The sequence below is a fragment of the Acidovorax sp. FW305-C-20-28 genome (assembly GCF_058783375.1).
On record NZ_JBYSYM010000017.1, the window covers coordinates 68,347 to 95,102 of the forward strand.

General features: G+C 66.3%; 17 protein-coding genes. 13 read left to right on the forward strand and 4 right to left on the reverse strand.

What is annotated here, in order from left to right:
• Nucleotides 1–129: 129 nt before the first annotated feature.
• On the reverse strand, nucleotides 130–1,227 hold the full coding sequence (locus AC3WOH_RS19560; RefSeq protein WP_492230972.1) for a porin: 1,098 nt from the start codon (nucleotides 1,225–1,227) through the stop codon (nucleotides 130–132).
• Nucleotides 1,228–1,709: 482 nt separating this feature from the next.
• Nucleotides 1,710–2,435 carry a FadR/GntR family transcriptional regulator gene (locus tag AC3WOH_RS19565; protein ID WP_184857480.1) on the reverse strand — a complete coding sequence of 242 codons (726 nt, stop codon included), beginning with the start codon at nucleotides 2,433–2,435 and terminating at the stop codon, nucleotides 1,710–1,712.
• A 122-nt stretch (nucleotides 2,436–2,557) separates the two neighbouring features.
• Here AC3WOH_RS19565 and AC3WOH_RS19570 point away from each other — a divergent pair, with 122 nt between their 5' ends.
• The 7 genes from AC3WOH_RS19570 to AC3WOH_RS19600 all read left to right on the forward strand — a co-directional run bounded on the left by AC3WOH_RS19570 (nucleotide 2,558) and on the right by AC3WOH_RS19600 (nucleotide 8,830).
• Entirely contained in the window at nucleotides 2,558–3,376 is an 819-nt protein-coding gene (locus tag AC3WOH_RS19570) for an NAD-dependent epimerase/dehydratase family protein (RefSeq protein ID WP_492230973.1), read from the forward strand.
• Nucleotides 3,373–4,266: an SMP-30/gluconolactonase/LRE family protein gene (locus AC3WOH_RS19575; RefSeq protein ID WP_492230975.1), complete on the forward strand. Its 894-nt coding sequence runs from the start codon at nucleotides 3,373–3,375 to the stop codon at nucleotides 4,264–4,266. Before AC3WOH_RS19570 ends, AC3WOH_RS19575 begins: the two co-directional genes overlap by 4 nt.
• Nucleotides 4,267–4,329: 63 nt before the next feature.
• A complete protein-coding gene (locus tag AC3WOH_RS19580; protein WP_184857486.1) occupies nucleotides 4,330–5,307 on the forward strand; it encodes a TRAP transporter substrate-binding protein in 978 nt (325 codons plus the stop codon).
• 95 nt (nucleotides 5,308–5,402) lie between these two features.
• Entirely contained in the window at nucleotides 5,403–5,891 is a 489-nt protein-coding gene (locus tag AC3WOH_RS19585) for a TRAP transporter small permease (RefSeq protein WP_492230977.1), read from the forward strand.
• A 56-nt stretch (nucleotides 5,892–5,947) separates the two neighbouring features.
• On the forward strand, nucleotides 5,948–7,240 hold the full coding sequence (locus AC3WOH_RS19590; protein WP_492230979.1) for a TRAP transporter large permease: 1,293 nt from the start codon (nucleotides 5,948–5,950) through the stop codon (nucleotides 7,238–7,240).
• 141 nt (nucleotides 7,241–7,381) lie between these two features.
• Nucleotides 7,382–8,320 carry a DMT family transporter gene (locus AC3WOH_RS19595; protein WP_492230980.1) on the forward strand — a complete coding sequence of 313 codons (939 nt, stop codon included), beginning with the start codon at nucleotides 7,382–7,384 and terminating at the stop codon, nucleotides 8,318–8,320.
• A 132-nt stretch (nucleotides 8,321–8,452) separates the two neighbouring features.
• A complete protein-coding gene (locus AC3WOH_RS19600; protein WP_492230982.1) occupies nucleotides 8,453–8,830 on the forward strand; it encodes a DUF4288 domain-containing protein in 378 nt (125 codons plus the stop codon).
• 47 nt (nucleotides 8,831–8,877) lie between these two features.
• Here AC3WOH_RS19600 and AC3WOH_RS19605 read toward each other — a convergent pair whose 3' ends face one another.
• Complete coding sequence (locus AC3WOH_RS19605) at nucleotides 8,878–9,720, reverse strand: hypothetical protein (protein WP_492230983.1); 843 nt, start codon at nucleotides 9,718–9,720, stop codon at nucleotides 8,878–8,880.
• A 366-nt stretch (nucleotides 9,721–10,086) separates the two neighbouring features.
• On the opposite strand from AC3WOH_RS19605, the gene AC3WOH_RS19610 reads away from it, so the two are divergent.
• Nucleotides 10,087–14,316 carry a DUF4347 domain-containing protein gene (locus AC3WOH_RS19610; protein ID WP_492230985.1) on the forward strand — a complete coding sequence of 1,410 codons (4,230 nt, stop codon included), beginning with the start codon at nucleotides 10,087–10,089 and terminating at the stop codon, nucleotides 14,314–14,316.
• A gap of 261 nt (nucleotides 14,317–14,577) precedes the next feature.
• Nucleotides 14,578–18,234: an Ig-like domain-containing protein gene (locus AC3WOH_RS19615; protein ID WP_492230986.1), complete on the forward strand. Its 3,657-nt coding sequence runs from the start codon at nucleotides 14,578–14,580 to the stop codon at nucleotides 18,232–18,234.
• Between the two features lie 47 nt (nucleotides 18,235–18,281).
• Here AC3WOH_RS19615 and AC3WOH_RS19620 read toward each other — a convergent pair whose 3' ends face one another.
• Nucleotides 18,282–19,190: a LysR family transcriptional regulator gene (locus tag AC3WOH_RS19620; RefSeq protein WP_492230987.1), complete on the reverse strand. Its 909-nt coding sequence runs from the start codon at nucleotides 19,188–19,190 to the stop codon at nucleotides 18,282–18,284.
• A 127-nt stretch (nucleotides 19,191–19,317) separates the two neighbouring features.
• Here AC3WOH_RS19620 and AC3WOH_RS19625 point away from each other — a divergent pair, with 127 nt between their 5' ends.
• From AC3WOH_RS19625 to AC3WOH_RS19640, 4 genes are all read left to right on the forward strand, one after another.
• A complete protein-coding gene (locus AC3WOH_RS19625) occupies nucleotides 19,318–20,304 on the forward strand; it encodes a Bug family tripartite tricarboxylate transporter substrate binding protein (protein ID WP_492230988.1) in 987 nt (328 codons plus the stop codon).
• A 25-nt stretch (nucleotides 20,305–20,329) separates the two neighbouring features.
• A complete protein-coding gene (locus tag AC3WOH_RS19630) occupies nucleotides 20,330–21,550 on the forward strand; it encodes a serine hydrolase domain-containing protein (protein ID WP_492230990.1) in 1,221 nt (406 codons plus the stop codon).
• Between the two features lie 348 nt (nucleotides 21,551–21,898).
• On the forward strand, nucleotides 21,899–25,090 hold the full coding sequence (locus AC3WOH_RS19635) for an SIR2 family protein (RefSeq protein ID WP_492230991.1): 3,192 nt from the start codon (nucleotides 21,899–21,901) through the stop codon (nucleotides 25,088–25,090).
• A 56-nt stretch (nucleotides 25,091–25,146) separates the two neighbouring features.
• Complete coding sequence (locus tag AC3WOH_RS19640; protein ID WP_492230993.1) at nucleotides 25,147–26,733, forward strand: protein kinase domain-containing protein; 1,587 nt, start codon at nucleotides 25,147–25,149, stop codon at nucleotides 26,731–26,733.
• The last annotated feature ends 23 nt before the right edge of the window (nucleotides 26,734–26,756 follow it).

Here is a 26,756-nt window from a genome sequence, read left to right on the forward strand (position 1 = left end):
GGCAACAGTGCCGAACGGGCCGCCGGCCCACCGCACGGGCCTGGTCGCAGCAGCAAGGCGCCTGCGCGAAGCAGTGCATTGTGCAGCGGTTGCCGGTGTGCGGTGCTGGGCGGTCCATTCTGACTTGCCTTAGAAAGCCGTGCGCACGCCGATCTGCGTGACGCTCTTCTGGCTGATGAAATCCTTGAGTCCGCCGGTCGATTGCGAGGCCGACGCATACAGGAAGGTGTTCTTGGACAGCGCGTAGCGCGCACCCACGGCGACCTTGCCCAGGGTGTCGTTCTGGCCGGCCGCGTTGGCGTACTTCACGCGCGTGTAGTTGGCACCCAGCAGCACGAAGGAGCCCACGGGCACTTCCACGCCGATGGTGCTGCCGTCGCTGTGGTCCATGGCGAAGGTGCTGGTGCCGGTCACCGTGAGGTTGTTGCCTGTGAAGGCGCCGTTCACCGAGGTGGTGGCCAGGTCGCGGTTGCGCTGCACGCCGCCCAGCACCTTGACCACGCCGAAGTTGTAGTTGGCCGCCACCGTGAGCGACTTGTTCACGTTGTCGCCCGTGGTGCGCGAGCGGTTCCACTCGTACGACAGCGCGCTGTTGAACGGGCCCTGGGCGTAGCTCAGCTTGATGCCGTAGAAGCGGTCGGCCGTGCCCTCGCCGGGCGCCACCTGGGCGGCGGCCTGGAAGCCGCTGTAGTTGATGGTCTGCACCTGCAGCACGTTGTCGGCACGCGGCGCGTTGAGCCACAGCGGCAGGGCCTTGCCGGCATTGGTCACGCCGGTGCCGGGGTTCAGCGTCAGGGCGTTGGTGAAGGGGTTGCTCAGGCCCATGACCGAGTCTTCCAGGATGTACTGGCGGCCCAGGCGCAGCTCGCCCACCGAGGCGGAGGACAGCCACACGAAGCCCTGGCGCCCGAAGGCCCGGCCGCCCTGGGCGAAGGTGCCGTTGTCGGCATTGAAGCCGTTTTCCAGCAGCACGCCGGCCTTCAGGCCACCGCCCAGGTCCTCCACGGTGCGGATGCCCCAGCGCGAGCCGTTCAGGCCGTTGGTGGTGCCGTCGTTCATCGAGGTCACGCTGCCGCCACCCGAGCGCGCGCCCGCGCTGTAGTGGCTGACGTTGAGGTCGACCAGGGTGAACAGAGTCACGCTCGATTGGGCCTGGGCCGCGGGCGCCGCGGCCAGCAGTGCCGCGCAGGCGGCCAGGGACAGCTGGGAAATGTGCTTCTTTTGCATGGTGTTTGTCTCTCTCGTCTCGTCTCTAGTTTTCTTCAGGGTTGATGAAAGCGTTGGATGGTGGAAATGGCGGATGGGCTCCTTGGGGTGGATGGGGCAGGCCGGGCCCTGCGCCAGTGGGGCGCGGGCCGGCAAAGGCAGAAAGGGGCGGTGGGTGCTGCGGGGGGAGGGGCCGCGGTGCTCAGCCTGCGGTGGCCGCACGGGCCGGCGCAGGCAGATGTCTGACCTCACAGGGTCCCATGCCGGCGGGCGGCGCGCATTTCGGTGGGGTCATTGGACACAGGCTCCCAGGCAATGAGGCGTACAAGGGCCTGCGCCGGGCCTTTCGGGGCGGTGGCGGTGGCCGTCATCTGGCAATTCGTTGTATGTCATCGTACAACAAATTGCCAAAGCGGGTGCTGCGGGTTAGTACTGACGCGCCCGCCTGGGCGGGGCGTCGGCCTGGGGCGTTGGGGGTGGAGGGAGGGGCCAGGCCCCGGGGCTCAGCCTGCTTCGGCCTGGGCGCGGCGGCGGCGCTCGCGGCTGTTGGCCAGGTGGGTGCGCATGGCCGCGCGTGCGCCATCGGGGTCCTGCGCGACGATGGCGTCGTAGATGCTTTCGTGCTCGCCGTTCACGCGGCGCAGGTACTGGCGCAGGTCGCCCTCGCTGTCGCCGGCTTCCAGCCGCGCACGCGGAATGATCATGCTGCCCAGCGTGCCCATGAGCTCGGCGAAATGGCTGTTCTGCGTGGCGCGCGCAATCTCCAGGTGGAACTGGAAGTCCGACGCCACGGCATCGCGCCCCTCGTCCACGGCCTTGGTGACGGCGTCGAGCGCCACGCGCATGGCGGCCACATTGGCCTCGGTGCGGCGCTGCGCGGCCAGTGCGGCGGCCTCGGTCTCCACGCCGATGCGCAGCTCCAGCACCGCGATCACGTCGCGCAGCGTGCTGAACTGCTCGGGCGTGATCTTGAAGCCCGGGGCCTGGCCCAGGCCCAGCACGAAGGTGCCGATGCCGTGGCGCGTCTCCACCAGGCCCGAGGCCTGCAGCTTGGAAATCGCCTCGCGCACCACCGTGCGGCTGACCTCGAACTCCGCCATGATGGCCGCCTCCGTGGGCAGCTTGTCGCCCAGCGCCAGCCGCCCGTCGCGGATGCGGTCACCCAGGGATTCAACCAGCTCCAGGGCGAGGGTGCGGGGCTTGCGGCGAAGGGCGATGGCGGTGTTCATTTCTCGGTGTTATCCCTATGTGATCGGGGGGCGCTTGGGAGTACATTGCATTCGCGTTGTACGACAACTGATGACGTGCAACAGAGCATACCGCCACTGTACCAAGAACCACCTGAATTTCCATGCCTTGTCACCCGACACCGATCCGATTCAACCGCCTGCTGCTCACCGGTGCCGCCGGCGGTCTGGGCCGTGAGCTGCGCACCCGTCTGAAGGCCTACTGCACCACCCTGCGCCTGTCCGACATCGCCGAACTGGGTTCCGAGGCCGCGGGCGAAGAAGTGCGCCCCGCCCAACTGGAAGACGCCGCCGCCATCCACGCACTGCTGGCCGGCGTGGACGCCGTGGTGCACCTGGGCGGTGTTTCCACCGAACAACCCTGGGACGCCATCCTGCCCGCCAACATCGTGGGCGTGTACAACCTGTACGAGGCCGCGCGCAAGCAGGGCGTCAAGCGCGTGATCTTTGCCAGCAGCAACCATGTCACCGGCTTCTACCGCCAGGACGAGGTCGTGGGCCTCAAAGACCCGGCGCGCCCCGATGGCCTGTACGGCGTCTCCAAGGCCTTCGGCGAAGACCTGTCGCGCTTTTACTTCGACCGCTACGGCATCGAGACCGTGTGCCTGCGCATCGGCTCCTCCTTCCCCGAGCCGCGCAACCGCCGCATGCTCGCCACCTGGATGAGCTACGACGACCTGGAGCGCCTGGTCGTCGCCAGCCTCACCGCGCCCGTGGTGGGCCACAGCACCATCTACGGCATGGGCGACAACACCACCACCTGGTGGGACAACACCCTGGCGCGCCACATCGGCTACCGCCCGCAAGACAGCTCCGAGCAATTCCGCGCCAAGGTGGAGGCGGCAGACCCCGCGCCCGACATGGCCGACCCCGCCGTCATCTACCAGGGTGGCCCCTTCGTGCGCACGGCGCCGTTCGAATGAGCGACGCTGTTGAACTGCTGTTGCCCGGGCACCGCGACCAGGTGGGCGAAAGCCCGCTGTGGAGCCCCGCCGAGCAGGCACTGTACTGGGTGGACATCGAAGGCCGCGCGCTGCGGCGCCTGCGCTGGGCCGACCGCCAGCTCACCAGTTGGGCCACGCCCGAGCGCCTGGCCTGCATCGCCCTGCATGCCGATGGCGGCCTCATCGCCGGCATGGACACGGGCCTCTTTCACCTGCGCCCGGCCGACGACGGCACGCTGGCCTGCACCCTGATCTCGGCCGTGCAGCACCCCGAGGAGGGCATGCGCTTCAACGACGGGCGCTGCGACCGTGCGGGCCGCTTCTGGGCCGGCACCATGGTGCGCGACATGGCCCTGGCCCGCCCCGCGGGTAGCCTGTACCGGCAGGATGCGCGCGGCCTCTCGGTGCCCCAGGTCGAAGGCCTGGTCACGCAGAACGGCCTGGCCTTCAGCCCCGACGGCGCCACCATGTACCTGAGCGACAGCCACCCCAGCGTGCAGAAGGTCTGGACGCTGGACCTGCACGACGACGGCAGCCTGGGCCCGCGCCGCCTGTTCGCCGACATGCGCGAACTGCCCGGCCGGCCCGATGGCGGCGCCATCGACGCCGACGGCTGCTACTGGATCTGCGGCAACGACGCCGGCCTGGTGCACCGCTTCACGCCCGCGGGCGTGCTCGACCGCTCGCTCGCCGTGCCGGTGAGCAAGCCCTCGATGTGCAGCTTCGGCGGGCCCGACCTCGATCTGCTGTTCATCACCTCCATCCGCCCCGGCCAGCCGCAGGGCGACGACATTGCCCACGGCGGCGCGGTCTTCGTGGCCCGCCCCGGCGTGCGTGGGCTCGCAGAAGCCCCGTACCGCGCTGCCTGAGCGCCGACGCCGCAGCCGCAGCACCGCACCGTACACCCCCTTTCAACCCAGGAGACAACCACCATGAACGTTCCACACCTTTTTGGCCGCGTGGCGCTGGCCGCCGGCGTGCTGCTCGGCAGCCTGGCCGCGCAGGCCACCGAATTCCGCTCGTCGGACATCCACCCCGAGGACTACCCCACCGTGCTGGCCGTGCGCCACATGGGCGAGACCCTGAACAAGGCCACCGGCGGCAAGCACAGCATCAAGGTCTACGCCAAGGGCTCCCTGGGCATCGAGAAGGACACCATCGAGCAGACCAAACTGGGCGCCATCGCCATGACGCGCGTGAACGTCGCGCCCATGAACAACATCTGCCCCGCCACCATGGTGCCCACCATGCCCTTCCTGTTCCGCGACAAGGAACACATGCGCAAGGTGCTGGACGGCGCCATCGGCGACGAGATCCTGAAGGACTGCGAATCGCAGGGCTTCGTGGGCCTGGCCTTCTACGACAGCGGCGCGCGCTCGATCTACACCGTCAAGAAGCCCGTCAAGACCCTGGCCGACGTCAAGGGCATGAAGGTGCGCGTGCAGCAGAGCGACCTGTGGGTCTCGCTGCTCGAAGCCATGGGCGCCAACGCCACCCCCATGCCCTTCGGCGAGGTCTACACCGCGCTCAAGACCGGCCTGGTGGACGCTGCCGAGAACAACTATCCCAGCTACGAAAGCTCGCGCCACTTCGAAGTCGCCAAGTACTTCAACAAGACCGAGCACTCCATGGCGCCCGAGATCCTCTTGTTCAGCAAGCGCGTGTGGGACACCCTGAGCGCCGATGACCAGAAGGCCATCCGCGCCGCCGCCAAGGAGTCGGTGGGCTACATGCGCAAGATCTGGGACGAGCGCGAAGAAAAGTCCCTGGCCACCGTGAAGGCCGGCGGCGCGCAGATCGTCGAGATCGACAAGGTCGCCTTCAAGGCCGCCATGAAGCCGGTCTACGACAAGTTCCTCAAGGACCCCAAGCTGCAGGACATGGTCAAGCGCATCGACGCCGTGCAGTAAGGAAAAGAGCCAGAGTGAGCCTTGAGGGCAGGCGGCACGGGGAACGAACAGCCCGCCGCCTGCCCCTTTCCAGTTGTTGTTATTGAATGTCCACTATGTACACGCGACTCTGCGCTTTCATTGCGCGCACCTGCCTGCAACTCGGGGTAGGGGGGCTCGTCCTCCTGGTCGGTGCGGTGCTCTACCAGGTCATCGGCCGCTACATCTTCAACGACACGCCCACCTGGGCCGAGAGCGGCGCCGTGCTGCTCGTGCTCTACGTGACCATGCTGGGCATGGCCGTGGGCGTGCGTGACGCAGGCCACATCGGCCTCGAATCCTTTCTGGTGCTGGCGCCCGACTGGCTGCGCGTCAAGCTCGAACTGCTGATCCACGCGCTGGTGCTGCTGTTCGGCGTCGTGATGGCCTGGAACTGCGGCGTGCTGGCCGAATCGGTCGCGCCCTACAAGATCCCCACGCTGGGTATCTCCGAAGCCTTCAAGTACGTGCCGCCCGCCATGGCCGGCGTGCTGGTGGCCATGTTCTCGCTGGAGCACATCATCGCCATCCTGCGTGGCGTCGAGGTCGAGCCGGCCTGGCATTGATGCCCAGCTTCTGAGCCTCCTTTCCGCTCCCTCACGTCCCTACAAAGATCTCCATCATGGCGTTGACCATTCTGTGCGTGACCTTCACGCTATTGCTGCTGCTGGGCGTGCCCGTGGCCTTCTCGATCGGCCTGTCCTCGCTGGCCACCATCCTCTATGAAGGCCTGCCGCTGGCGGTGGGCTTCCAGCAGATGATTTCGGGCATGAACCCGTTCTCGTTCCTGGCCATCCCGTTCTTCATCTTTGCCGGCGAGATCATGATGTACGGCGGCATTGCCGACCGCATCGTCAACTTCGCCAAGAGCGTGGCCGGCCATGTGCGCGGCGGCCTGGGCATGAGCAACGTGCTGGCCTGCACGCTGTTCGGCGGCGTCTCGGGTTCGCCCGTGGCCGACGTGTCTGCCATGGGCGCCGTGCTCATCCCGCAGATGAAGAAAGAGGGCTACCACGCCGACTACGCGGTGAACGTGACCACGCACGCCTCGCTGGTGGGCGCGCTCATGCCCACCTCGCACAACCTCATCATCTTCACGCTGGCTGCCGGCGGCAAGGTGAGCATCGCCGCGCTGATCCTCGCGGGCATCGTGCCCGCGCTGCTGCTGACCATCTGCAACCTGGCTGCCGCGTACTTCGTGGCCGTCAAGCGCGGCTACCCCGCCGGCACCTTCCCCGGCTGGGAGATCGTGTGGATCTCGTTCCGCGCCTCCGTCCCCGGCCTGGCCGTGGTGGTCATCATCATCGCGGGCATTCTGTCGGGGGCCTTCACGGCCACCGAGTCGGCGTCGGTCGCGGTGCTGTGGGCGCTGATACTCTCGGTCCTCGTCTACAAGAAGCTCACGCGTGAGCAGTTCCTCAAGGCTGCGTCCAAGGCCGTCAAGACCACGGGCACCGTGCTGCTGCTGATCGGCATCTCGTCCATGTTCGGCTACCTGATCGGCCTGTACGGCGTGGCCGAACTCACGGGCGATGCGCTCAAGTCCATGAGCACCTCGCCCTGGGTGATTTTCCTGTGCGTGAACATCATCCTGTTCATCCTGGGCACCTTCCTGGACATGGCGGCCACCATCCTGATCTGCACGCCGATCTTCCTGCCCATCTGCCAGCAGTTCGGCATGAGCACCGAGCAGTTCGGCATCGTCATGCTGATCAACTGCGCCCTGGGCCTGAACACCCCGCCCGTGGGCACCACGCAGTTCATCGGCTGCACCATCGGCGGCGTGTCGGTGGGCGAGGTGATGAAGACCATCTGGCCGTTCTACAGCGCGCTCATCGTGGCGCTGATGCTCGTGACCTACGTGCCGCAGTTCTCCATGTGGCTGCCGGACCTGGTTCTCAAAGGTGGTGGGTGAAGCGCAGGGGGCTCGGCGGCGAGGCCGGCCCCCTGCGTCTTTTTGCAATCACCGATAGCATCCACGAGGCGCCTATGGGCGCCTCGTTTCCTTTGGGGCGCACCTGGCGCCTCGTTTTCCTTTTGACAGAAAGATTTCCGCATGGGGGCTGTTTCCCGTTTCGCCGACCGCAAGGTCCTCGTCGCCGTGGCACTGCTGTGCTGCCTGCTCTGGGGCAGCTCCTACCCCGCCATCAAGACCGGCTACGCCTGGTTCGGCATCGCCAAGGGCGACATCCCCACCCAGCTCGTGTTCGCGGGCTGGCGCTTCGTGGGCGCCGGCCTGATCCTGCTGGCCTGGGCCATCGCCAGCGGCCGCAGCATCGTCGCCCTGGGCGCTGGCGCACCGCGCCAGCTGGTGCTGCTCGGCCTGGCGCAGACCGCGCTGCAGTACGTGTTCTTCTACGTCGGCGTGGCCCACACCACGGGGGTCAAGGCCTCCATCATGAACGCCACCGGCACCTTCTTCAGCGTGCTGCTGGCGCACTGGGTCTACCACAACGACCGCCTGAGCCACGCCAAGCTCTGGGGCTGCGTGGTGGGCTTTGCGGGCGTCATGGTGGTCAACCTGGGCCGGGGCAGCCTGGACCTCGATTTCACCCTGCTGGGCGAAGGCTTCGTGGTGCTCGCCGCCCTGGTGCTGGCCGCCGCCAGCATCTACGGCAAGCAGCTCTCGCAGCGCATGGACTCGGTCGTCATGACCGGCTGGCAACTGGCCATCGGCGGCGCAGCCCTGCTGGCCATGGGCTGGGGCGCGGGCGGCTCGCTCACCGGCTTCACGCCCGCATCCACCACCTTGCTGGTCTACCTGGCCCTGCTGTCCTCGGCCGCGTTCTCGCTGTGGAGCCTGCTGCTCAAGCACAACCGCGTGAGCCAGGTCACGGTGTTCAACTTCACCGTGCCCATCTTCGGCGCGGCCCTGTCGGCCGTGTTCCTGGGCGAGGCGCTGTGGGAGTGGAAGAACCTCGTGGCGCTGGTGCTGGTGTGCGCGGGGATCTGGCTGGTGACGCGCGATGCGGGGCCGGGTGGGGCGGGGAAGTGAGCGTGCGGGCTGTACCGGACAGGCCCTCTACTGCAAAATTCGCCGCAACCATGGACGCCATGGCGCAGGCGGGCCCCGCTGGTCGCGGCGCTGCACGCCCGCCACCACGCCTGCCGACCCCAAAGGAACCCCATGACCCACGACAAGAACCATTCTCCGGTGGGCTGGTACGTCGTCTCGTACCTGCTTCGCTTCGTTGAACTGGATGACGATGGCAAGGACGACGAGGAAGCGCGCTTCCTGTCGTGGGAAAACACGGTGCTGGTGCGCGCCGACAACCTCGATGCGGCCTATGACAAGGGCATGGCGATCGCACGCGGGCAGGCGACGCCCTACCGGGGTGGGCCGCAGGGCGTGCCCGTCCAATGGAAGGCCATGGGCATCACCGAGGTGCTGCCTCTGTACGAGCCCCTGGGCGATGGCGCAGAGATCATGTGGACCGAGCGTGCCCCGCGCAAGCTGCGCAATCTGCAGCAGATGGTCCGGCCCAGAGGCTCCTTCCGCCAGTAGCGGTTGGGGCCTGCGCAGGGCGCTGCGCGATCGCGCCCACCACTGCGCTACCGCGCCAGCCGCACAATCCCATACGGATTGAACTTGAAATCGTCCTCTTCGTAGCTGGACGCAAAGGTATGGGCAGCGCGGCGCTCCTTGAGCACCTGCGCCAGCCCGCGCTGCGCTATCTCGTCGACCACCGCATCCATCAGCGCCACCGCCTGCAGCTCCGTGCCCAGCGATTGCGGCACGTACACCTCCGGCAGGCCGACCAGGTGAAAGCCCACGCTTTGCAGGTAGCCCTTGTCCGATATCGGGCGCCGGGCGAAGGCCAGGCGGCCCACCCGTTGCTGTGCCAGCAGGTCGCCGGACTGCAGGGCCTGGGCGCCTTGGCGGACCAGTTCCCGCCAGCGCTCGATCCCGTGCGCGACGCCCGCGCTTTCGCCCTTGGCGGCCACGGCCCCGGCATCGAGCACGCGGCCCACCAGCTGCAGTGCGGCCATCGAGACCTGGACCGTATTCTGCCGGTCCATGGGCGGCCCTAGCACGTAGAGCACGGAGCGGTGGCTGGCGACGGCCTGCTCGTCCGCTGTGCTCCAGGCATGGGCGAGCACCCGGTCGCGGTTCACCTCGAAGGACCGCGGCATGCGCGCGTCGGGCTTGGCGGTGGAATAGTCCCCGTCCACACTGAAGCCGGTCGCGACATCGCGCACCGCAGCCGACGCGGCCTGCTGGAGCGGCGCCAGGTCGGCCGTTTTGCCGAGGAAGCACAGCACATGGCGCGGCCGCACCGACGACGGGGGCTCCGGCGCTGCCGGGGCCGTGGGCGGGCGCGCCTCGGCCTTCTGGCCCCAGGCCCCTTTCCAGCCCAGGGTGGCGGCAAGGCCTGCGGCAATGAGACGGCGCATGGTGTTCAAGGTTCGGTACCTGCTGGTGGTTGAAGGTGGTGGGGTTGGCGGCGCGGCGCGCGGGGGAGCGGGGGGGCTGCCCGCACCGCACCCTTCCGCCACGCAAGTGGCCGCCATCTTACGGCGGTCGGCGCAGGGCCCCCGCCATGCCATGGACCGGGGTCCTGCAATAAATTAACACTTCGTCTTGCCGCAGCTTTCTGGTAGAAAAGGGCTGTCGCGGCAGATCCCGTCCTGCGCTGAGCCAGCGCAGGACGTTGTGCCGTGTCCCGAGCCGAACGCCCCTGCGGGCATCCGGTCCCCCCAGAGCGATCTGCGGCCACAGGCATCCGGTCTCCTGGCCGCCAGCACGAGGATGCAATCAGCATGGCCTACCACCCCCTGGACCTCGCCCAGCCCACCCACGCGCACCGCAGCCCCGTGCAGGTGGTCTTTCTCTTCAACGACCTGCACGACACCGCGGCGCTGGCCACCGCGGCCCCCGACGGGGCCGAGTTGGTGCTGCTCGACGGCATGGGCGACGGCCTGGCGCAGATGGCTGCGCACCTGCAGGGGCGCAGCGGCATCGGCGCCGTGCATGTGCTCAGCCACGGCAGCCCGGGCCGCCTGCACTGGGGCACCACCGTGCTGGATGCCGGCAACGCCGCCGGGCATGCCGACCTGCTGCGCGCCATGGGCAGCGCGCTCGCCGACGATGGCGACGTGCTGCTCTACGGTTGCCACGCGGGCGCGGGCCCGCAGGGGGCCGCCCTGCTGCGCACGCTGTCCGACCTGTTCGGGGCCAACGTGGCGATGTCCACCAACCTCACCGGCTCGGCGCAGCTGGGTGGCGACTGGGTGCTCGGGCGGCAGCACGGCACGGTGCACACCCCGGCGCTGGTGGGCCCGGCCGACTATGCCGCGGTGCTGGCCGTGCCCGCCGACGAAAACTACGACTCCAATGGCATCACCAACTTTGCCACGGCCACCTTCACGCTCGACGGCATCAAGTACACGGTCACGGGCTCGGGCACCTACACCCACAGGGTCTCCAACGACAGCACCCTGTCGGCGCTGGGCAACGACGCGGGTGATTACTTTCTGCGCTTCGACCGTACCAACGTCTCGGGCATTTCCAGCATCAAGGTCGAGGCGGCCGATGGCAGCCCCTTCCGGCTCAATGGCCTGAGCTTCGGTGCATCGGCCGATGGCACCATCACCGTCACCCCCGAAGGAGGCTCGGCCCTGACCTATGCCAGCAGTGGCGCGACCATCCTGCAGCAGAACGTGAACACCACGGCCAATGCCAATTTTCAGAACATCACCAGTTTCACCTTCGCGGGAACCAACCTCTCCCTGGCCCTGGACGACCTGGATTTCGAGCCGGCCGTCGTATCGCTCGCCGCCATCACCGGCGCCACCTACAACGCATCGACCGGGCTGCTGTCCGTCACCGGCACCAACCTCACCAGTGGCGGCAATGTCGATGTCGGCAAGCTCGCCCTGGCGGGCCAGGGCGGCGCCAGCTACGCGCTGACCAGCAGCAACGTCAACGCCAGCAGCGCCACCACCTTCTCGGTCACGCTCAACGCGGTGGACCAGCTCAACGTCAACGGCCTGCTCAACAGCAATGGCCTCACGGCGGTGGACGCCACCGCCTTCAACCTGGCGGCCGCGGCGGGCTGGCAGTCGAGTGCCGCCGCCGACACCGCCGCCAACCCCGTCAGCGTCTCCGGCGTGGCGGCCCCCACCATCACCAGCGCCACGTACAACACCAGCTCCCATGTGCTCACCGTCACGGGCACCAACCTGGTCAGGACCGTCGGGGCCGACAACGATGTCACCGTCAACAAGCTGACCCTCACCGGCGAAGGGGGCGGCACGCGCGTGCTGCTCACCTCGGCCAACGTCGAGGTCACCTCGGCCACCAGCTTTGCCGTGACCCTCTCGGGCGCCGACATCGCCGCGGTGGAGACGCTGCTCAACAAGGCGGGCACCAGCTCCACGGGCGGCACTGTCTACAACCTGGCCGCAGACGACAACTGGAACAGCGTGGTCACGGGCGGCAACATCGCCGACCCCACGGGCAATGCCATCACGGTCACCATCCCGGGGCCGGCGCCCACCATCACCAGCGCCACCTACAACGCCACCAGCGGCGCCCTGGTGGTCACCGGCACCGGCTTCACCGCGCTGGCGGGCTCCGCCAACGACATCGTGGCCAACAAGTTCAGCTTCATCGGCGAGGGCGACACCGCGTACGCGTTGACCACCACCGGCAACGTGGAGATCACCAGCGCCACCGCCTTCACGCTCACGCTCAGCACGGTCGACCGCGTGGCCGTGAACCAGTGGATCAACAAGAACGGCACCAGCTCCACCGGCGGCACGACCTACAACCTGGCCGCCGCCGAGGACTGGGCCGCCGGCGCCGATGCCGCCACCGTGGTGGCCGACCTCACGGGCAACGCCATCACCGTGAGCAACGTCGGCGTGCCCGCCGCCACCAGCGCCACCTACGACATGGGCACCGGGCTGCTGGTGGTCACGGGCACCAACCTGCAGGCCAAGGCCGGCACGGCCAACGACATCGTGGCCAACAAGCTCACCTTCACCGGCAAGGCCGGCGGCACCTACCTGCTGACCGACACCGCCAACGTGGACCTGACCAACGCCACCACCTTCAGCCTGACGCTGAGCGCCGGCGACAAGGCCGCCGTGAACCAGCTGCTGGACAAGACCGGCACCAGCGCCACCGACAAGACCACCTACAACATCGCCTTCGCCGAAGACTGGAACGCCGGGGCCGATGCGGCCGTGGTGATCGCCGACCTCACCGGCAATACCATCACCGTCAGCGGCACGGCCGGCCCCTCCACCACGGTGGATGGCACGCCCGTCATCGTCAGCACCGCGGCCGATGGCACCACCACCACCACGGTGCCCGTGGTCGCCAGCAACCGGACCGACACGCCCGGCTCGGGCACCCCGCTGGCCGACATCCCCATCGTCAAGGCCGCCGACGGCCATGCCCTCGTGTCCGTCAGCGTGCCCACGGGCGTGGGCATCACGGCCGTGGGGCAGACCTTCGTCACCACGGGCTCGGCCGCGCAGGCCGAGCTGCTGCGGCGCATCGACTCGGTGGCGGGCAGCGGCTCCGAACTGGGCTCTCAGGCGCAGGACTTCCTGGGCACCCTGGGTGCCAGCGAAGCGCTGGTGGTGCAGACCATCCGGCCCACCACCGGCACCGGCTTCAACCCCGCCGTGCCGCTGGTCATCAACGGCAGCGCCGCGGCCGGTGACGGCAAGCAGGCCATCGTCGTCGACGCGCGCGCCCTGCCTGCGGGCACTGTCGTCCAGGTCGACAACGTGGAGTTCGTCGCCGTCGTCGGCGCCGTGCGCATCATCGGCGGTGCCGGCCAGAACATGGCCGTCGGCGATGGCGCCGCGCAATGGCTCGTGCTCGGCCCGGGCAACGACACCATCCACGGCGGTGCCGGCAACGACACCGTGGGCAGCGAGGCCGGAGACGACCAGGTCTACGGCGATGCCGGCGACGACATCGTCTTCGGCGGTGCCGGCAACGACACCCTCTCGGGCGGTGCGGGCAGCGACAAGCTCAATGGCGGCACGGGCTTCGACGTGGCGCTGCAGGAGGGCTCGCGCGGGGACTACACGGTGGTGCTGGAGGCCAATGGCATCAAGCTCACCCATACCGCCACGGGCGTCTCCGACTGGCTGGTCGACGTGGAACGGGTGCGCTTCGACAGCGGCCCCAGCCTCACCGTGGCCCACAGCGCGGCCGAAGAGGCCGCGGCCTACCTGTTCCAGAAGTGGCTGGGGCGCGAGCTCACACCCGGCGAGGGCACCATCATCCAGCCCTTCACCAGCACCACGGCGCTCGAAGTGGCCGCCCTGTTCGCCCAGTTCTTCCCGCAGCAAAGCGCCGGCAAGACGCCCGCGCAGCTGCTGGAGGGCATGGCCAGTGCCGGCGCGGTGCGTGTGGACGCGCGCGACACCACCGTCATTGGCGACGCCGGCAACAACACCCTCAGCCCCAACCTGGGCCTGGCGCGCATGGTGGACGGCGGCGCGGGCACCGACACGGTGGTGGTCCCGTCCACCTTCGCGCAGAGCCATGTGCAGCACAACGCCAACGGCACCTACACCCTGCAGCGCCTGACCGATGGCGCCATGCTCGACCTGACGCGCGTGGAGCGCATCAACTTCAGCGACACCAAGCTGGCGCTGGACCTCAATGGCAACGCCGGCCAGGCGGCCAAGCTGCTCGGCGCCCTGGGCGGCCCGGCCCTGTTGACCAACAAGGGCGTGGTGGGCGAGGTGATCCGCCTGCTCGACGCCGGGGCCACCAGCCAGGCCGTTGCGGGCATTGCCCTGCAGCTGCTGGGCGCGCAAACGCCATCGCAGGTGGCGCAGCTGCTGTGGACCAACATCATCGGCCGCGCCGGCTCGCAGGCCGAGCTCAAGCCCCTGGTGGACCTGATGGCCAGCGGCGTCTCGTTCAACGAGGTGACCGTGATGGCAGCCAACCTGGAGCTCAATGCCACGCGCATCGACCTGGTGGGGCTGACCAACAAGGGCATCGAGTTCTCCTGACGGCGAGGCGGTCCCACTCGCCTGGCGGCGATGGGATCGATTTCGCCTGGCGGCGAAGACCCCGCCGCGTTGCCGTCCCCGGTCGCGCGCCGGTGGTGGGGCCCACGCCCACGCCGCGCCTTGCGCGGGCGCGGCGGGCGACGCGCCCGCGCCCGGCCTGGCGCCCATGTCATCAGTTCTGGGGACAGACAGGGCCGGCCAGTGCTGCTACCCTGCATGTAGCAGGCACTACATACACACCCCACGCAGGCAGCAAACTCCATGGCCGCAGCACCGCTGGCGGCACCGGCCCTGCGCACCCCCGCGAACCGCATGAGCAACAGCATCACCTTCAGCGCCATCCACCTCCTGTCCGACACCGGCGCCAGCCACAGCGACTTCATCACCACCACCCAGGTCCAGACCGTCGGCGCCACCCTGAGCGCCGGCTTGGACGCGGGCGACACGCTGTGGGGCTCGCTCGATGGGGGCACCAGCTGGACCGACATCTCCAGCAAGGCCAGCGGCAGCACGCTGGCCTGGAGCGGGGCCGCACTGCTCTCCGGCAGCCACGGCATCGCGCTCAAGGTCAGCGACGGGTTGGGCGTCGACGGTGCCATTGCCAGCCAGGCCTACACGCTGGACCTGTCGGCACCCGGCGTCACCATCACCCACGGCGCGGCCGCACCGCTCAAGGTCGGCGACACGGCGCAGATCACCTTCACCTTCAGCGAGGCGCCCATCGGCTTCGCGGCAGACGACATCACCACCACCGGCGGCACGCTCGGCCCGTTGAAGGCCACAGCCGGCAACCCGCTCGAGTACACCGCCACCTTCGCGCCCCCGCCAGGCGCCAACCACACCACCGCCACGGTCAGCGTGACCGCGGGCAGCTACCAGGACACGGCGGGCAATGCCGGCACGGGTGCTGCCAGCCCGGCCATCACCTACGACACGCTGGTGCCCGTGGCCGCGCTCGTCGGGCAGCCACGGTTCAGCCAGGACTCCGGCAGCAGCGGCGCCGACCTGATCACCCGGGTGGCTTCGCAAACCGTGAGCGGCAACCTCTCCCAGCCCCTGGCGGCCATGGACACCGTGCGGGTCTCCTTCGACGGCGGTGGCACCTGGGCCCCGGCCATCGTGGCGGGCACCACCTGGTCGCTGGACACCGTTCTCACGGCCAGCGGCATGCTGCAGGTGCGCGTGGTGGACACCGCAGGCAACGTCGGCAGCGAAACCAGCACCCCCTACAGTCTCGACCAGTCCACGCCCACGGTCTCGATCACCAGCGATGTCGGCACGGCCAATGGCGTCACGCCGGCCGTCATCAGCTTCACCTTCAGCGAGGCGCCGGTGGGGTTTTCCAGCGGCAACGTCGCTGCCGCTGGCGGCACGATGGGGCCCCTGGCCGCCACCAGCAACCCCCTGGTCTACACCGCCACCTTCACACCCACCACCGGGGTAGCGGCAGGCAACGCCACGATCGTCGTCAATGGTGGCTACACGGACACCGCAGGCAATGCGGGCGCGGCGGGCTCCATCCCCGCGCTGCTGATCGACACCGTGGCGCCCACCGCTGCGGCCGGCGGCGCATCGTTCCTCACCGACACCGGGAAGGCGGGCGACCTGGTCACCAATGTCGCCAGCCAAACCATCTCGGGCAACCTCTCCGCGCCCCTGGTGGCTGGCGACAGGGTGCAGCTGTCGCTGGACCATGGCGCCACCTGGACCCCCCTGACCACCTCCATCGGCGACGTCAGTTGGTCCACCAACCGCACCCTGTCGGGCAGCTCCACCCTGGTCGTACGGGTGGCCGACGCCGCGGGCAACTACAGCGCCCCGTTTTCGGCCGCCTACGCCATCGACACCATGGCGCCCACCGCCACCTTCTCCAGCACCGCCAGTACCGTGGGCTACGGGCAGAGCGCCCAGATCACCCTCACGCTCAGCGACCCGGCCGCGCTCACCCTGGCCGACGTCGTGGTCACCGGGGGGAGCGTCTCCGCCTTCAGTGGCAGCGGCACCCGCTACACCTTCACCGTCACCCCACCGGACGGCAGCAAGCAGCCCATCACCGCCAGCCTGGGCGGCAGCCTGTTCACCGATGAGGCCGGCAACAGCAACTCGGCGGCAAGCCCGCTGATCCTGCAGGTCAACACCAACCCCCCGCCCGACACCGGTACCCCGCCCCCCGCCACCACCATCGACGGTGTGGCCGTGACCACGGCCGCCGGCCCGCAGGGCGCTACCGTCACCACGATCCCCGTGGTGCCGCCGGGCCGCACCGACACGCCGGGCTCGGCCTCGCCGCTGGCCGACATCCCTCTCGTCCAGGGCGCCGACGGCCACCCCATCCTCTTCGTCAGCGTGCCCGCCGGCGTGGGCCTCACGGCCGAAGGCCTGGCCAGCGGCAGCAGCGGCGCCGCGGCCCTGGCGGAACTCGGCCTGCGCATCGAACGCGTCACCGGCCCCAACAGCGAGCTCACCAACGCCGGCAACGTGTTCTACGCCACCCTGGGCACCAATGAGCGGCTGAGCGTGCAAATCATCAAGCCCACCCTGGGCCCGGGCTACGACGGCTCGCAGCCCCTGGTCATCCAGGGCAGCGCATCCGCCGCAGACGGCAAGCAGGCCGTCATCATCGATGCCAGCGCATTGCCCAGCGGCACGGTGGTGCAGGTCGACAACGTCGACTTCGTCGCCGTGGTCGGCAGCGTGCGCCTGGTCGGTGGCGCCGGGCAGAACATGGTCAGCGGCGACGCCAGCGCCCAGTGGATGGTGCTCGGCCCCGGCAACGACATCCTGCATGGCGGCGCCGGCAACGACACCATCGGCAGCGAGGCCGGCGACGACCAGGTCTATGGCGATGCCGGTGACGACACCGTGTTCGGTGGTGCGGGCAACGACATCCTCTCCGGCGGCGCAGGCAGCGACCACCTGAACGGCGGCACCGGCTTCGACGTGGCCCTGCAGCCAGGGGCGCGCGCCGACTACACCCTGTACCTCGAAAGCGGGGGCGGCGTCCGGCTCACGCACAACACCAGCGGCGTCTCCGACTGGTTCGTGGACGTCGAGCAGATCCGCTTCGAGACCGGCCCCATCCTCACCCTGACCCAGAGCGGGGCCGAGCGGGCCGCGGCCTTCCTGTTCCAGAAATGGCTGGGCCGCGACCTCACGCAAAGCGAAGGCGCCGTCATCAAGACGCTGGCAGGCCAAAGTGCCGAACAGGTGGCCAGCGCGTTCGCCCAGCTCTTTCCCACCCAGGCAGCCGGCAAGACAACGGCGCAACTGCTCGAGGGCATGGCCAGTGCTGGCATCGTGCCGGTGGATGTGCGCGAGGTGGCCGCGGGCGGCGACGCCGGCAACAACACCATCACCCCCACGCTGGGCCTGGCGCGGTATGTGGACGGAGGCGCCGGCATCGACACCGTGGTCGTCTCCGCCACGCTGGCGCAGACCTACGTGCAGCACAACGCCAACGGCAGCACTACCCTGCAGCGCCTGACCGATGGCGCCATGGTGGATATGAGCAACGTCGAGCGCGTCAAGCTCACCGACACCCAGCTCGCGCTGGACCTCTCCGGCCACGCCGGCCAGGCCGCCAGGATGCTCGGCGCCCTGGGCGGCCCCGCGGCCCTGGCCAACAAGGCCCTGGTGGGCGAGGCCATCCGCGCGCTCGACGCCGGCATGAGCCCACAGGCCCTGGCCGCCATCGGCCTCACCGCCCTGGGCGCCAGCACGCCCGCGCAGGTGGCCCAACTGCTGTTCACCAACGTGGCCGGCCGCCCCGCCACCAGCGCCGAGCTGCAGCCCCTGGTGGCCCTGCTGGGCCAGGGCCTGTCGGCCAGCGACGCGGCCGTGATGGTGGGCAACATGGAGGCGAATGCCACGCGCATCGACCTGGTGGGGCTTATCAACAAGGGCATCGAGTTTGTGTGAGGGCGGGGGCCGCCCGGCCCCTGCCATTCGCCCGCGCAGGGGCCGCCTCAGCCGCCGCCACCCCCCATGCGCTGCGCACAGAAGTCCCGCACCACCTTGAGCGCCGGCGCCTGCGCTATGCCTTCGAGCGTGACGAAGGCGAACTGCGAGGTCAGCCGCAGCGGGCGGGCCAGACGCAGCTCCACCAGCTCGCCCTGGTCGATGAGCGCGCGGGCGGCTTCGATGGTGCCCAGGAACACGGCGTCGGTGCTGCGCACCACGTCGAGCAGGCAGGCCACCTCGTCGGACTGGATCTGCAGGGTTTTGCCGAACTGCGCGCTGCGGCCAAAGTGGGCATTGAGGCTGTGCACCGCCTCGTCGCTCAGCCCCGTGCCGGCCAGCGGGTAGGCGCGCAGCTGGGCCCACGGCACCGGCGCCACGCCGTGCAGCGGGTGGCCGCTGCGGCACACAAAGCCCAGGCGCATGTCGGGGAACAGCTCCACCTCCAGGTCATCGGCCGGGGGCAGGGTGCGGCGGTGGATCACCAGCGCATCGAGCGTGCGTGCGCGCAGGCTTTGCAGCTGCAGTTCGGCCGGCCCGCTGGAGAGCGTGACCTGGATGCGCGGGTGCCGCGCCAGCATGTGCTGCAGCAGCGGCACCGCCAGCATGGCCGTGGGCGCCGGGCCCAGGCCGAGCTTGACCGCGCCGATCTCCAGCCCCGCCAGCAGGCTGGCGCTGCGCTTGAGCTCCGACACCTCCAGCCCGATGCGCCGCGCCCGCGCCGCCACCAGCACGCCCAGCGGCGTGAGCGCCTTGTGCTTGCCCGCGCGCTCGATCAGCGGGGCGCCCAGCTCGTCCTCCATCGCCAGGATGCTGCGGCTCAGCGCCGGCTGCGTGAGGTACAACTGCTCGGCCGCGCGGCTGAAGGAGCCCGTCTCGGCCACGGCCAGCAAATGCTCGAACTGCTGAAGGTTCATGGTGGGGCTCCAATGGTCATGGGCATGAGTTGTGGTAATGCGTTTTCAAATAATTATGCATTGGACGTACTGCCGCCCGGTGCCTAGCATGGCCTGGCATCCACTCATTGCGAAGGCAGCACGCACCATGGCTTCATCCACACGTCGTCTCTTCTCCGGGCTGGCGCTCGCTCTTGCGGGCCTTGCGGTCATGCCTGTGCAGGCCCAGCAGGCCTACCCCGCGCGCCCCATCACCGTGGTCGTGCCCGTGGCCGCCGGCGGCGCTGCCGATGGCCTGGCGCGCGCCTGGGCCGACCATGTGGGCAAGTCGCTCGGGCAGCCCATGGTGGTGGACAACAAGCCCGGTGCCAACGGCGGCATTGCGGCCAGCTACGTCGCCAAGCAGCCCGCCAACGGCTACACGCTGCTGTTTGGCAGCACGTCCAACATGTCGCTCAACCGCTTTTCGTACAAGACCCTCGCCTACGACCCGGTGAAGGACTTCGACCCCGTGCTCATGCTCGCGGGCACCTCGCAGGTGCTGGTGGTCAGCCCGGCCTCGGGCATCAAGACGCTGGACGACCTGGTCAAGCTGGCCCGCGCCAAGCCCGACACGCTCAACTACGGCTCGGCCGGCAAGGGCAACTCCACGCACCTCAACGTCGAGTTCCTTCTGCAGCACTTTGGCCTCAAGATGACCCACGTGCCCTACAAGGGCGCGGCGCCGGCCATGGTGGGGCTGATCGGCGGCGAGACCCAGGTCACCGCCGATGCCATCACCAGCGTGGTGCCCCAGGCCAAGGGCGGCAAGGTGGTGCCGCTCCTGGTGTTCGGCAGCCAGCGCTCGCCCGCGCTGCCCCAGGTGCCCACGGTCTACGAGGCCGGGCTCAAGGACTTCCCTGCCGGCGGCTGGTACGGCGTGATGGTGCCCAAGGGCACGCCCAAGGACGTGGTGGACCGCCTGAACACCGAGACGAAAAAGTTCTGGGCCGACCCCGCCGTCAAGGCCCGCATGGGCACCCTGTTCATGGACCCGCCCACCGCCTTGGGCCCCGAAGCCGTGGCCAAGACCATGCAGGACGAAGCGGCGGTGTGGGGCCCCATCATTGCGCGCCTGGGTATCCAGAACGAGTGACCAGGTTCCGAGACCCATCACTGTGATGACGACGACGCACCGCACCACCGAGCTCCCCATGACTTCCAACCCGCCTTCCGTCGAACCCACCCGCACCGCCGAGCCCCGCGTGCACCTGCCGCGCAGCGAAGACTTTCTGCTCTGGTCGCCGCCCCTGCAGGCCTACGGCTACCGCATCGTCGACCAGCTCTTTGCCACCCGCACCATCCGCCGCGGCAGCGCGCCCCGGCCCGTGGTGCGCGGGCCCGAGCTGCAACTGCTGCCGCACTACACCCATGGCGGCGAGCCGCGCACCGTCGAAGACTTCATGGACCGCAACGCCGTGGCCGGCCTGCTCGTCATGCAAGGCGGCAAGGTGGTGCTGGAGCGCTACGGCCTGGGCCTGCAACCCGGCGAGCGCTGGAGCACCATGTCCACCGTGAAATCCATGACAGCGCTGCTCGTGGGCGCCGCCGTGCGCGACGGCGCCATCGCCAGCGTGGACGACCCCGTGGTGCGCTACCTGCCGCAACTGCAGGGCAGCGGCTACGCCGGCGTCACCGTGCGGCAGCTCATGACCATGTGCTCCGGCGTCGCCTGGTCCGAGGTCTACACCGACAAGCAATCCGACGTGAACCGCTACAGCAAGTCCCTGGCCGACAAGGTGCCCGGCGGCGTGCTCGCCATGCTGCAGGCCCTGCCCTCACAGCACCGCCCCGGCAGCCACTGGCACTACAACACCGGCGACACCTACCTGCTGGGCTGCGTGCTGTGCGCCGCCACCGGCCAGCCCCTGGCCGACTACATGGCCGCCAAGGTGTGGCAGCCCTGCGGCATGGAAGACGACGCCTACTACACCCTCGAATCCGAAGGCGGCCAAGAGATCGCCGGCAGCCGCGCCGGCATGTCGCTGCGCGACATCGGCCGCCTGGCCGCCCTGGTGGCAGCCGATGGCGTGGTGGACGGCCAGCCCATCCTGCCCCCTGGCTGGGTCGATGCCATGGCCACGCGCGCCTTCGACGTCCCCGAAGACTTCCACCCCGCGCGCCGCTCGCTGGGCATCACCGGCTACGGCTACGGCTGGTGGCTCACCGACGACGGCGCCATGCTGGCCATGGGCCACTCGGGCCAGCGCATTTACATCCACCGCGCAGAGCAGCTGGTGGTGGTGAACCTGGCGGTGTATCCCGAGCCGCGCTATGTGGGCCCGCATGAGCATGATCGGGATGGGGAGCTGAACAGCTTCATCCAGGCGTGCAGGGGGTGAGGGGCTGCAAACAGCAGGGGGAGCAAGATGCTGTTCCGGCGTCACCCGTTTGGGGGGCAACAAATCAATTGCGTTGCTGTAGCAAATGGTTACGATGCACTACGCCCACCTCTAGAGTGCGATCAACCAGTCGGGTCTCGCGGGACGTGGATGGTGATGACACAGCCGTCGTTCGACGCTTCTGCTCGGGTTTTAAAACTCCAAATGGTCCGTCTCCTAGGGCTGCTGCGGAAGATGGGACGGGGGGCGGTGGGAACCTTCGGGGCTTGCACTAACACAGGGGAAAGAGGCCTTCCTCCGTATTAGTGTTCTGGAGCGGTGAAAGCCTCGGCGTGTTGAAAGCGACTGTTGTTCCATTCGGAGCGTGGCACAAGCGGAGTACTGCATTTGATCCAGTTACTGTCGGTGGACGCGATGGTGCGTTCGATAGGAATGTTGAAAGACCAGCCGCTACTGGTTTTTTTAGGGGCAGGTGCTTCCATGAGTTCGGGAATGCCATCAGCCACCCAATGCATTTGGGAGTGGAAGCGGTCGATCTTCCTCACCAACAACCCTGGGCTTGAGCGACAGTTTGATGAACTCTCACTGCCTTCTGTTCGGCAGAGAATTCAGCTCTGGCTGGATTCTCTGCAGCGATTTCCTAAGGAGGGTGCTGCGGATGAGTACTCGGTGTTTATCGAGGAGTGTTACACGCGCAGTGATGATCGCCGCCGCTATTTCCAGAACTGGGTGAAGGCCGCCAATCCCGGCCTGGGCTACCAGTTGTTGGCGGAACTAGCCAGGCGCGGTTTGGTGAGTTCGGTTTGGACGACAAACTTCGATGGACTTGTCGCACGAGCTGCAACCGCCCATGGGGTTGCCGCGGTCGAGGTTGGGCAGGACTCGAAAGAGCGCGCGATGCGTCCGATGGCCTTGGGAGAATTGCAGTGTGTTTCTATGCATGGCGATTACAGGTACGACCCGCTCAAGAACACTCAGGCAGAGCTTGCATCACAGGAGGCTGAACTCCGTGCGGCACTAGTCCCCTTATTGAGGTCCCATCCCGTGCTCGTTTGTGGTTACAGCGGCAGAGACGCGAGCGTGATGGAGGCATTCCTGGATGCATATCGGGACCATGGACAGCAACGCCTGCCCATGTTCTGGACGCAATATGGTGACGCTGCGGCTACCGGCGATGTGGCAAGGGTGCTGGAGACCCCAACTGGCCTTGAACCGCAGCGTTTCCTCGTGCCTGGGGTGGGCTTCGACGACGTACTGCGACGCATCACCTTGCATGTGACGCCACCTGATGATCGGCATCGGGTGGACGTTATCCTCGATAGGTTCAAGGAGGCGCCCACGACACAACGGACGGCTTTCTCCCTGCCAAACCTGCCGGTGAGCGGTCTGGTCAAGAGCAATGCATTTCCGATGCAGCCCCCTGGTGAGTTGCTCGAGTTCGACCTGAGCCAATGGCCAACTCGTGGAACGGTCTGGGCTCAGCTACGAGCACTTGGTGAGGAGCATGGGTTCGTTGCCGCGCCCTTCCGAGGCCGGGTGTATGCGCTTGCCTCACCGCAGCAGATTCACCGGGCTTTCGCCGGAAACCTCGCTTCAGACGTGAAACGAGTGCCACTCAATGACGAGGACCTGCGATACGAGGATGGGACGGCCAACAGCCTAATGCGACGGGCTATCGCTTTGGCGCTGGCAGCGAAATCAGGGCTACCATGCGATCGAGAAGGTCTGATCTGGTACCCCCATAACATTAGAAAGCATTGGGTGGAGCGACGGGAATGGACTGCACATTGGGCTGTCATTCTGCAGGTCAAGACTGTGAGCGGTGCATTGGCGCTTGTGTTGAAGCCGACCCTGTTCATTACCGATGCCGAAGGCAAGGAAGCGCCGCGAATAGTGGCCAACGCAGTCAAAGTAAAAGTACTCGGCTACCAGCACAACGCTGAGTTCAATGTGGCCCTCGAATTCTGGCGCGAGAGACTTCTGCCTGATCGCGACACTGCGCTTCGCTTTCCTGACGTTGATGAAGGTGTCAAGTTCTCCGTCTCGAATCGACCTTTCTTTGCCAAGATCACCGATGAGCGCGCTGAATCGGTCAGGCTGAGCGACAAGCATGAGCGCATAGCCTCTCAAGTGGGGTTGCAAATCAAGGAGCCTCGGCTGGCCTTCTTGCCGAAGTCGGGAAAAGGCACCGCGTTCGATACCCATCCCATCCGGGGTTTGATGCGAGATCGGCCGTTCGACGCATTGTTAACCGACAGCGGCATCGCTCCCAAAATTCGCGTTGCCCTGATCGCTCCTTCGAGGGATGGGCGCCGAGTCAGCGACTATCTCGGCAAACTGCAAGAGACAGTTGCCCCCACCCCTTCAGACGAAGATTACTTGCTGACCTTTCCGGGCTTCAGCAATGCGTTCAAGTGTGGACTGGAGGTGACGCAACCGGGCGGTAAAGGGTTCGTTGGTATAGATGAGCCCGCCGACTGGACGAGGGCGTCCGCACGTGAGCTGGGTGCGCGGATAGCGGCAGCCATTTCCTCATTGAAGGCGGCGGCGAATCCCAGTGTGATCTTCGTATTTGTCCCAGCCCGGTGGACCGCGCTCCGAAGCTATGACGCGGAGGGCGAAAAGTTCGACTTGCATGACTTCGTAAAGGCATCGGCCATCCCACAAGGCATCGCCACTCAGTTTCTGGAGGAGGACACCCTTGAGCACCCGCAGCAGTGCAGGGTTCGATGGTGGCTCTCGTTAGCCACCTATGCCAAAGCCATGCGAAGCCCCTGGGCACTTGATGGCTTGGACAGGGACTCCGCCTATGTCGGCATCGGATATAGCCTGCGGCATCGGCCCGGTGAGGAGGGGAATGTCATCTTGGGCTGTAGCCACCTTTACAGCCCCAACGGACTGGGCCTGCAGTTCCGACTGAGCAAGATCGAAAACCCGATCATGCGCAGAAAGAACCCCTTCATGGGCTTCGACGATGCACGGCGTCTCGGCGAAGGCATAAGAGAGCTTTTCTTTGAGGCCAATCTCAGGCTGCCCAAGCGCGTTGTCGTCCATAAGCAGACGCCGTTCTTGAAGGAGGAGCGCGAGGGATTGCAAGCGGGCTTGGAGGGGGTGGAATGTGTGGAACTCCTACAAATCCACATTGACGACACGTTGCGGTATGTATCGTCCAAGGCCGACAGGACGGGCACTCTGCAGATCGACGGGTACCCAATTCATCGAGGCACCACGATCGTTGTGGACGATGTGACTGCGCTTCTGTGGGTGCATGGCGCCTCGACGGCGCTCAGAGCCAATCGCTCGTACTACCAAGGTAAGCGACGAATTCCAGCACCTCTTGTACTGACGCGGCACGCCGGAACTAGCGACTTGATGACATTGGCTGCCGAAATCCTGGGTCTTTCTAAGATGAATTTCAACAGCTTCGATCTCTACGGACAGCTTCCGGCCACCATTGAGACGTCGAGGCGCGTTGCCAGGATCGGAGCACTGCTCGACAGGTATTCTGATCGATCGTACGACTACCGTCTTTTCATGTGAATCACCGCGAGGAGTTGCCTTTTAGCAGTTTCATTTAGTCCTCGAATGATAACTGCTTGCAACCGCATCGTCGAAAAATACCGGATAACAAATTGGAAAAAATGTCAAACTTCAGACTTGTCGAATACTTCAAAAATACTCCGGAATTGAGTACTGACGTTGGAGAATTCATCTTCGAGGAAATGATTGGTCAGGGCGGAAATGCCCACGTACTGAAATTCAAAAAAGGGCCATTGTTTTTTGCTGTAAAGTTCCTAGAGCACCAAGATGCTCGCAAATTGGGACGCCTTAGAGATGAGTTTTTTAGTACTGCACAGCTTCCAACTCATCCCAATGTGGCGCGGAGCTTTCACTTTGACCAATGCATATTGAGTGGACGCACATTTTCGCTGATCGTCATGCGCCTCTATGGGAAGAGTCTTAAGAAAATTGGCGCTCTGCCTAGTGACTTGGAGGAGGAGGAGCGGGCTAAGCGCGCGATGAAGCTCCTTGGAGACCTGCTGAATGGCCTGGACCATCTACACGCGAGTCAGGTCATCCATCGCGACTTGAAGCCTGAGAATGTTTTTTTTGATGAATCTTCGGATTCATTTGTCATTGGTGATCTTGGGATCGCCCATTTCTCAGAAGATTTTCCTCGTGAATCCGAGACGCGTGAAGGCGAGCGGTTGGGTAACTACCTCTTTAGTCCTAAGGAGCAAGGTATCCCTGGAAATGTCCCCATTCCCGCCAACGACCTGTTTTCGCTTGGGCAAGTCATTCAATGGTTTTTAACAGGCAGCACGCACAGAGGTGTAGGTCGCAAACGATTTTCGACCTCCACGTCCCATCTTGATTTGCGCATACTAGATGCGGTGGTTGATGCGTGTCTTCCTGACGACGCGACTGCCCGACTTCAGAGTGTTGCCAAGGTGGGCGAAATGATAAAAAAAATTAGAAATCCCGGGCGCGATGCTACTTTGCGTGGAGACGATCTGGAGCGTGCCATCTGCATGTCCTACGACAAGATTGATAAAACTTGGTTTTCGACAAAGTTGGAAGATATAACAGATTTCCTCACGAATTTTTCGCGTGAATGCAGAGTTGAGGAATTTTGCTGTGTGTACATGAACGGAGGTGACGATAAAGGCGTCAGATTCATCCGTTTGGAGGGCCATCGTTGGCTCCTCAATAACCTTGATGAACTCCTCATAGAAAACATAATTGCCTACCGAGACCTCAGTCGTAGTTATAGGAGCTTTTTTATCGTTCTCGCGGCTGCGGACGAGCCGTTTCAATGGATGGACTCCGATGGCGCTGTGGTCGGGCGACTTTCACCGAACGAAGATTTCGCCGATGCCGCTACGCTGTTCGATGGGCGCTACATGGACTCAGCCATCCAAGGACGAAGATATTTCAAATGCAATGGTGAGACTATTGAGGTTACTCGCGAAAAATTCTCTTTGCGCCAAAGACACTTAAAGAGGACCGCTTATTTGATTGTCCCTGATCGCTCTGCAGCATCACGCATGACGGATAGAACTCCGATGGAGAATTTACTCAAGTCGGTGGCTGTATCAGGGTGTCTAGACGAGAAGACATTGTCAGATTATCTCAAAGCGACGCGGGATCACCACGGCGATGAACTAACCATATGGGACTGAACCTCCCGCGCCGGGTATGCTGG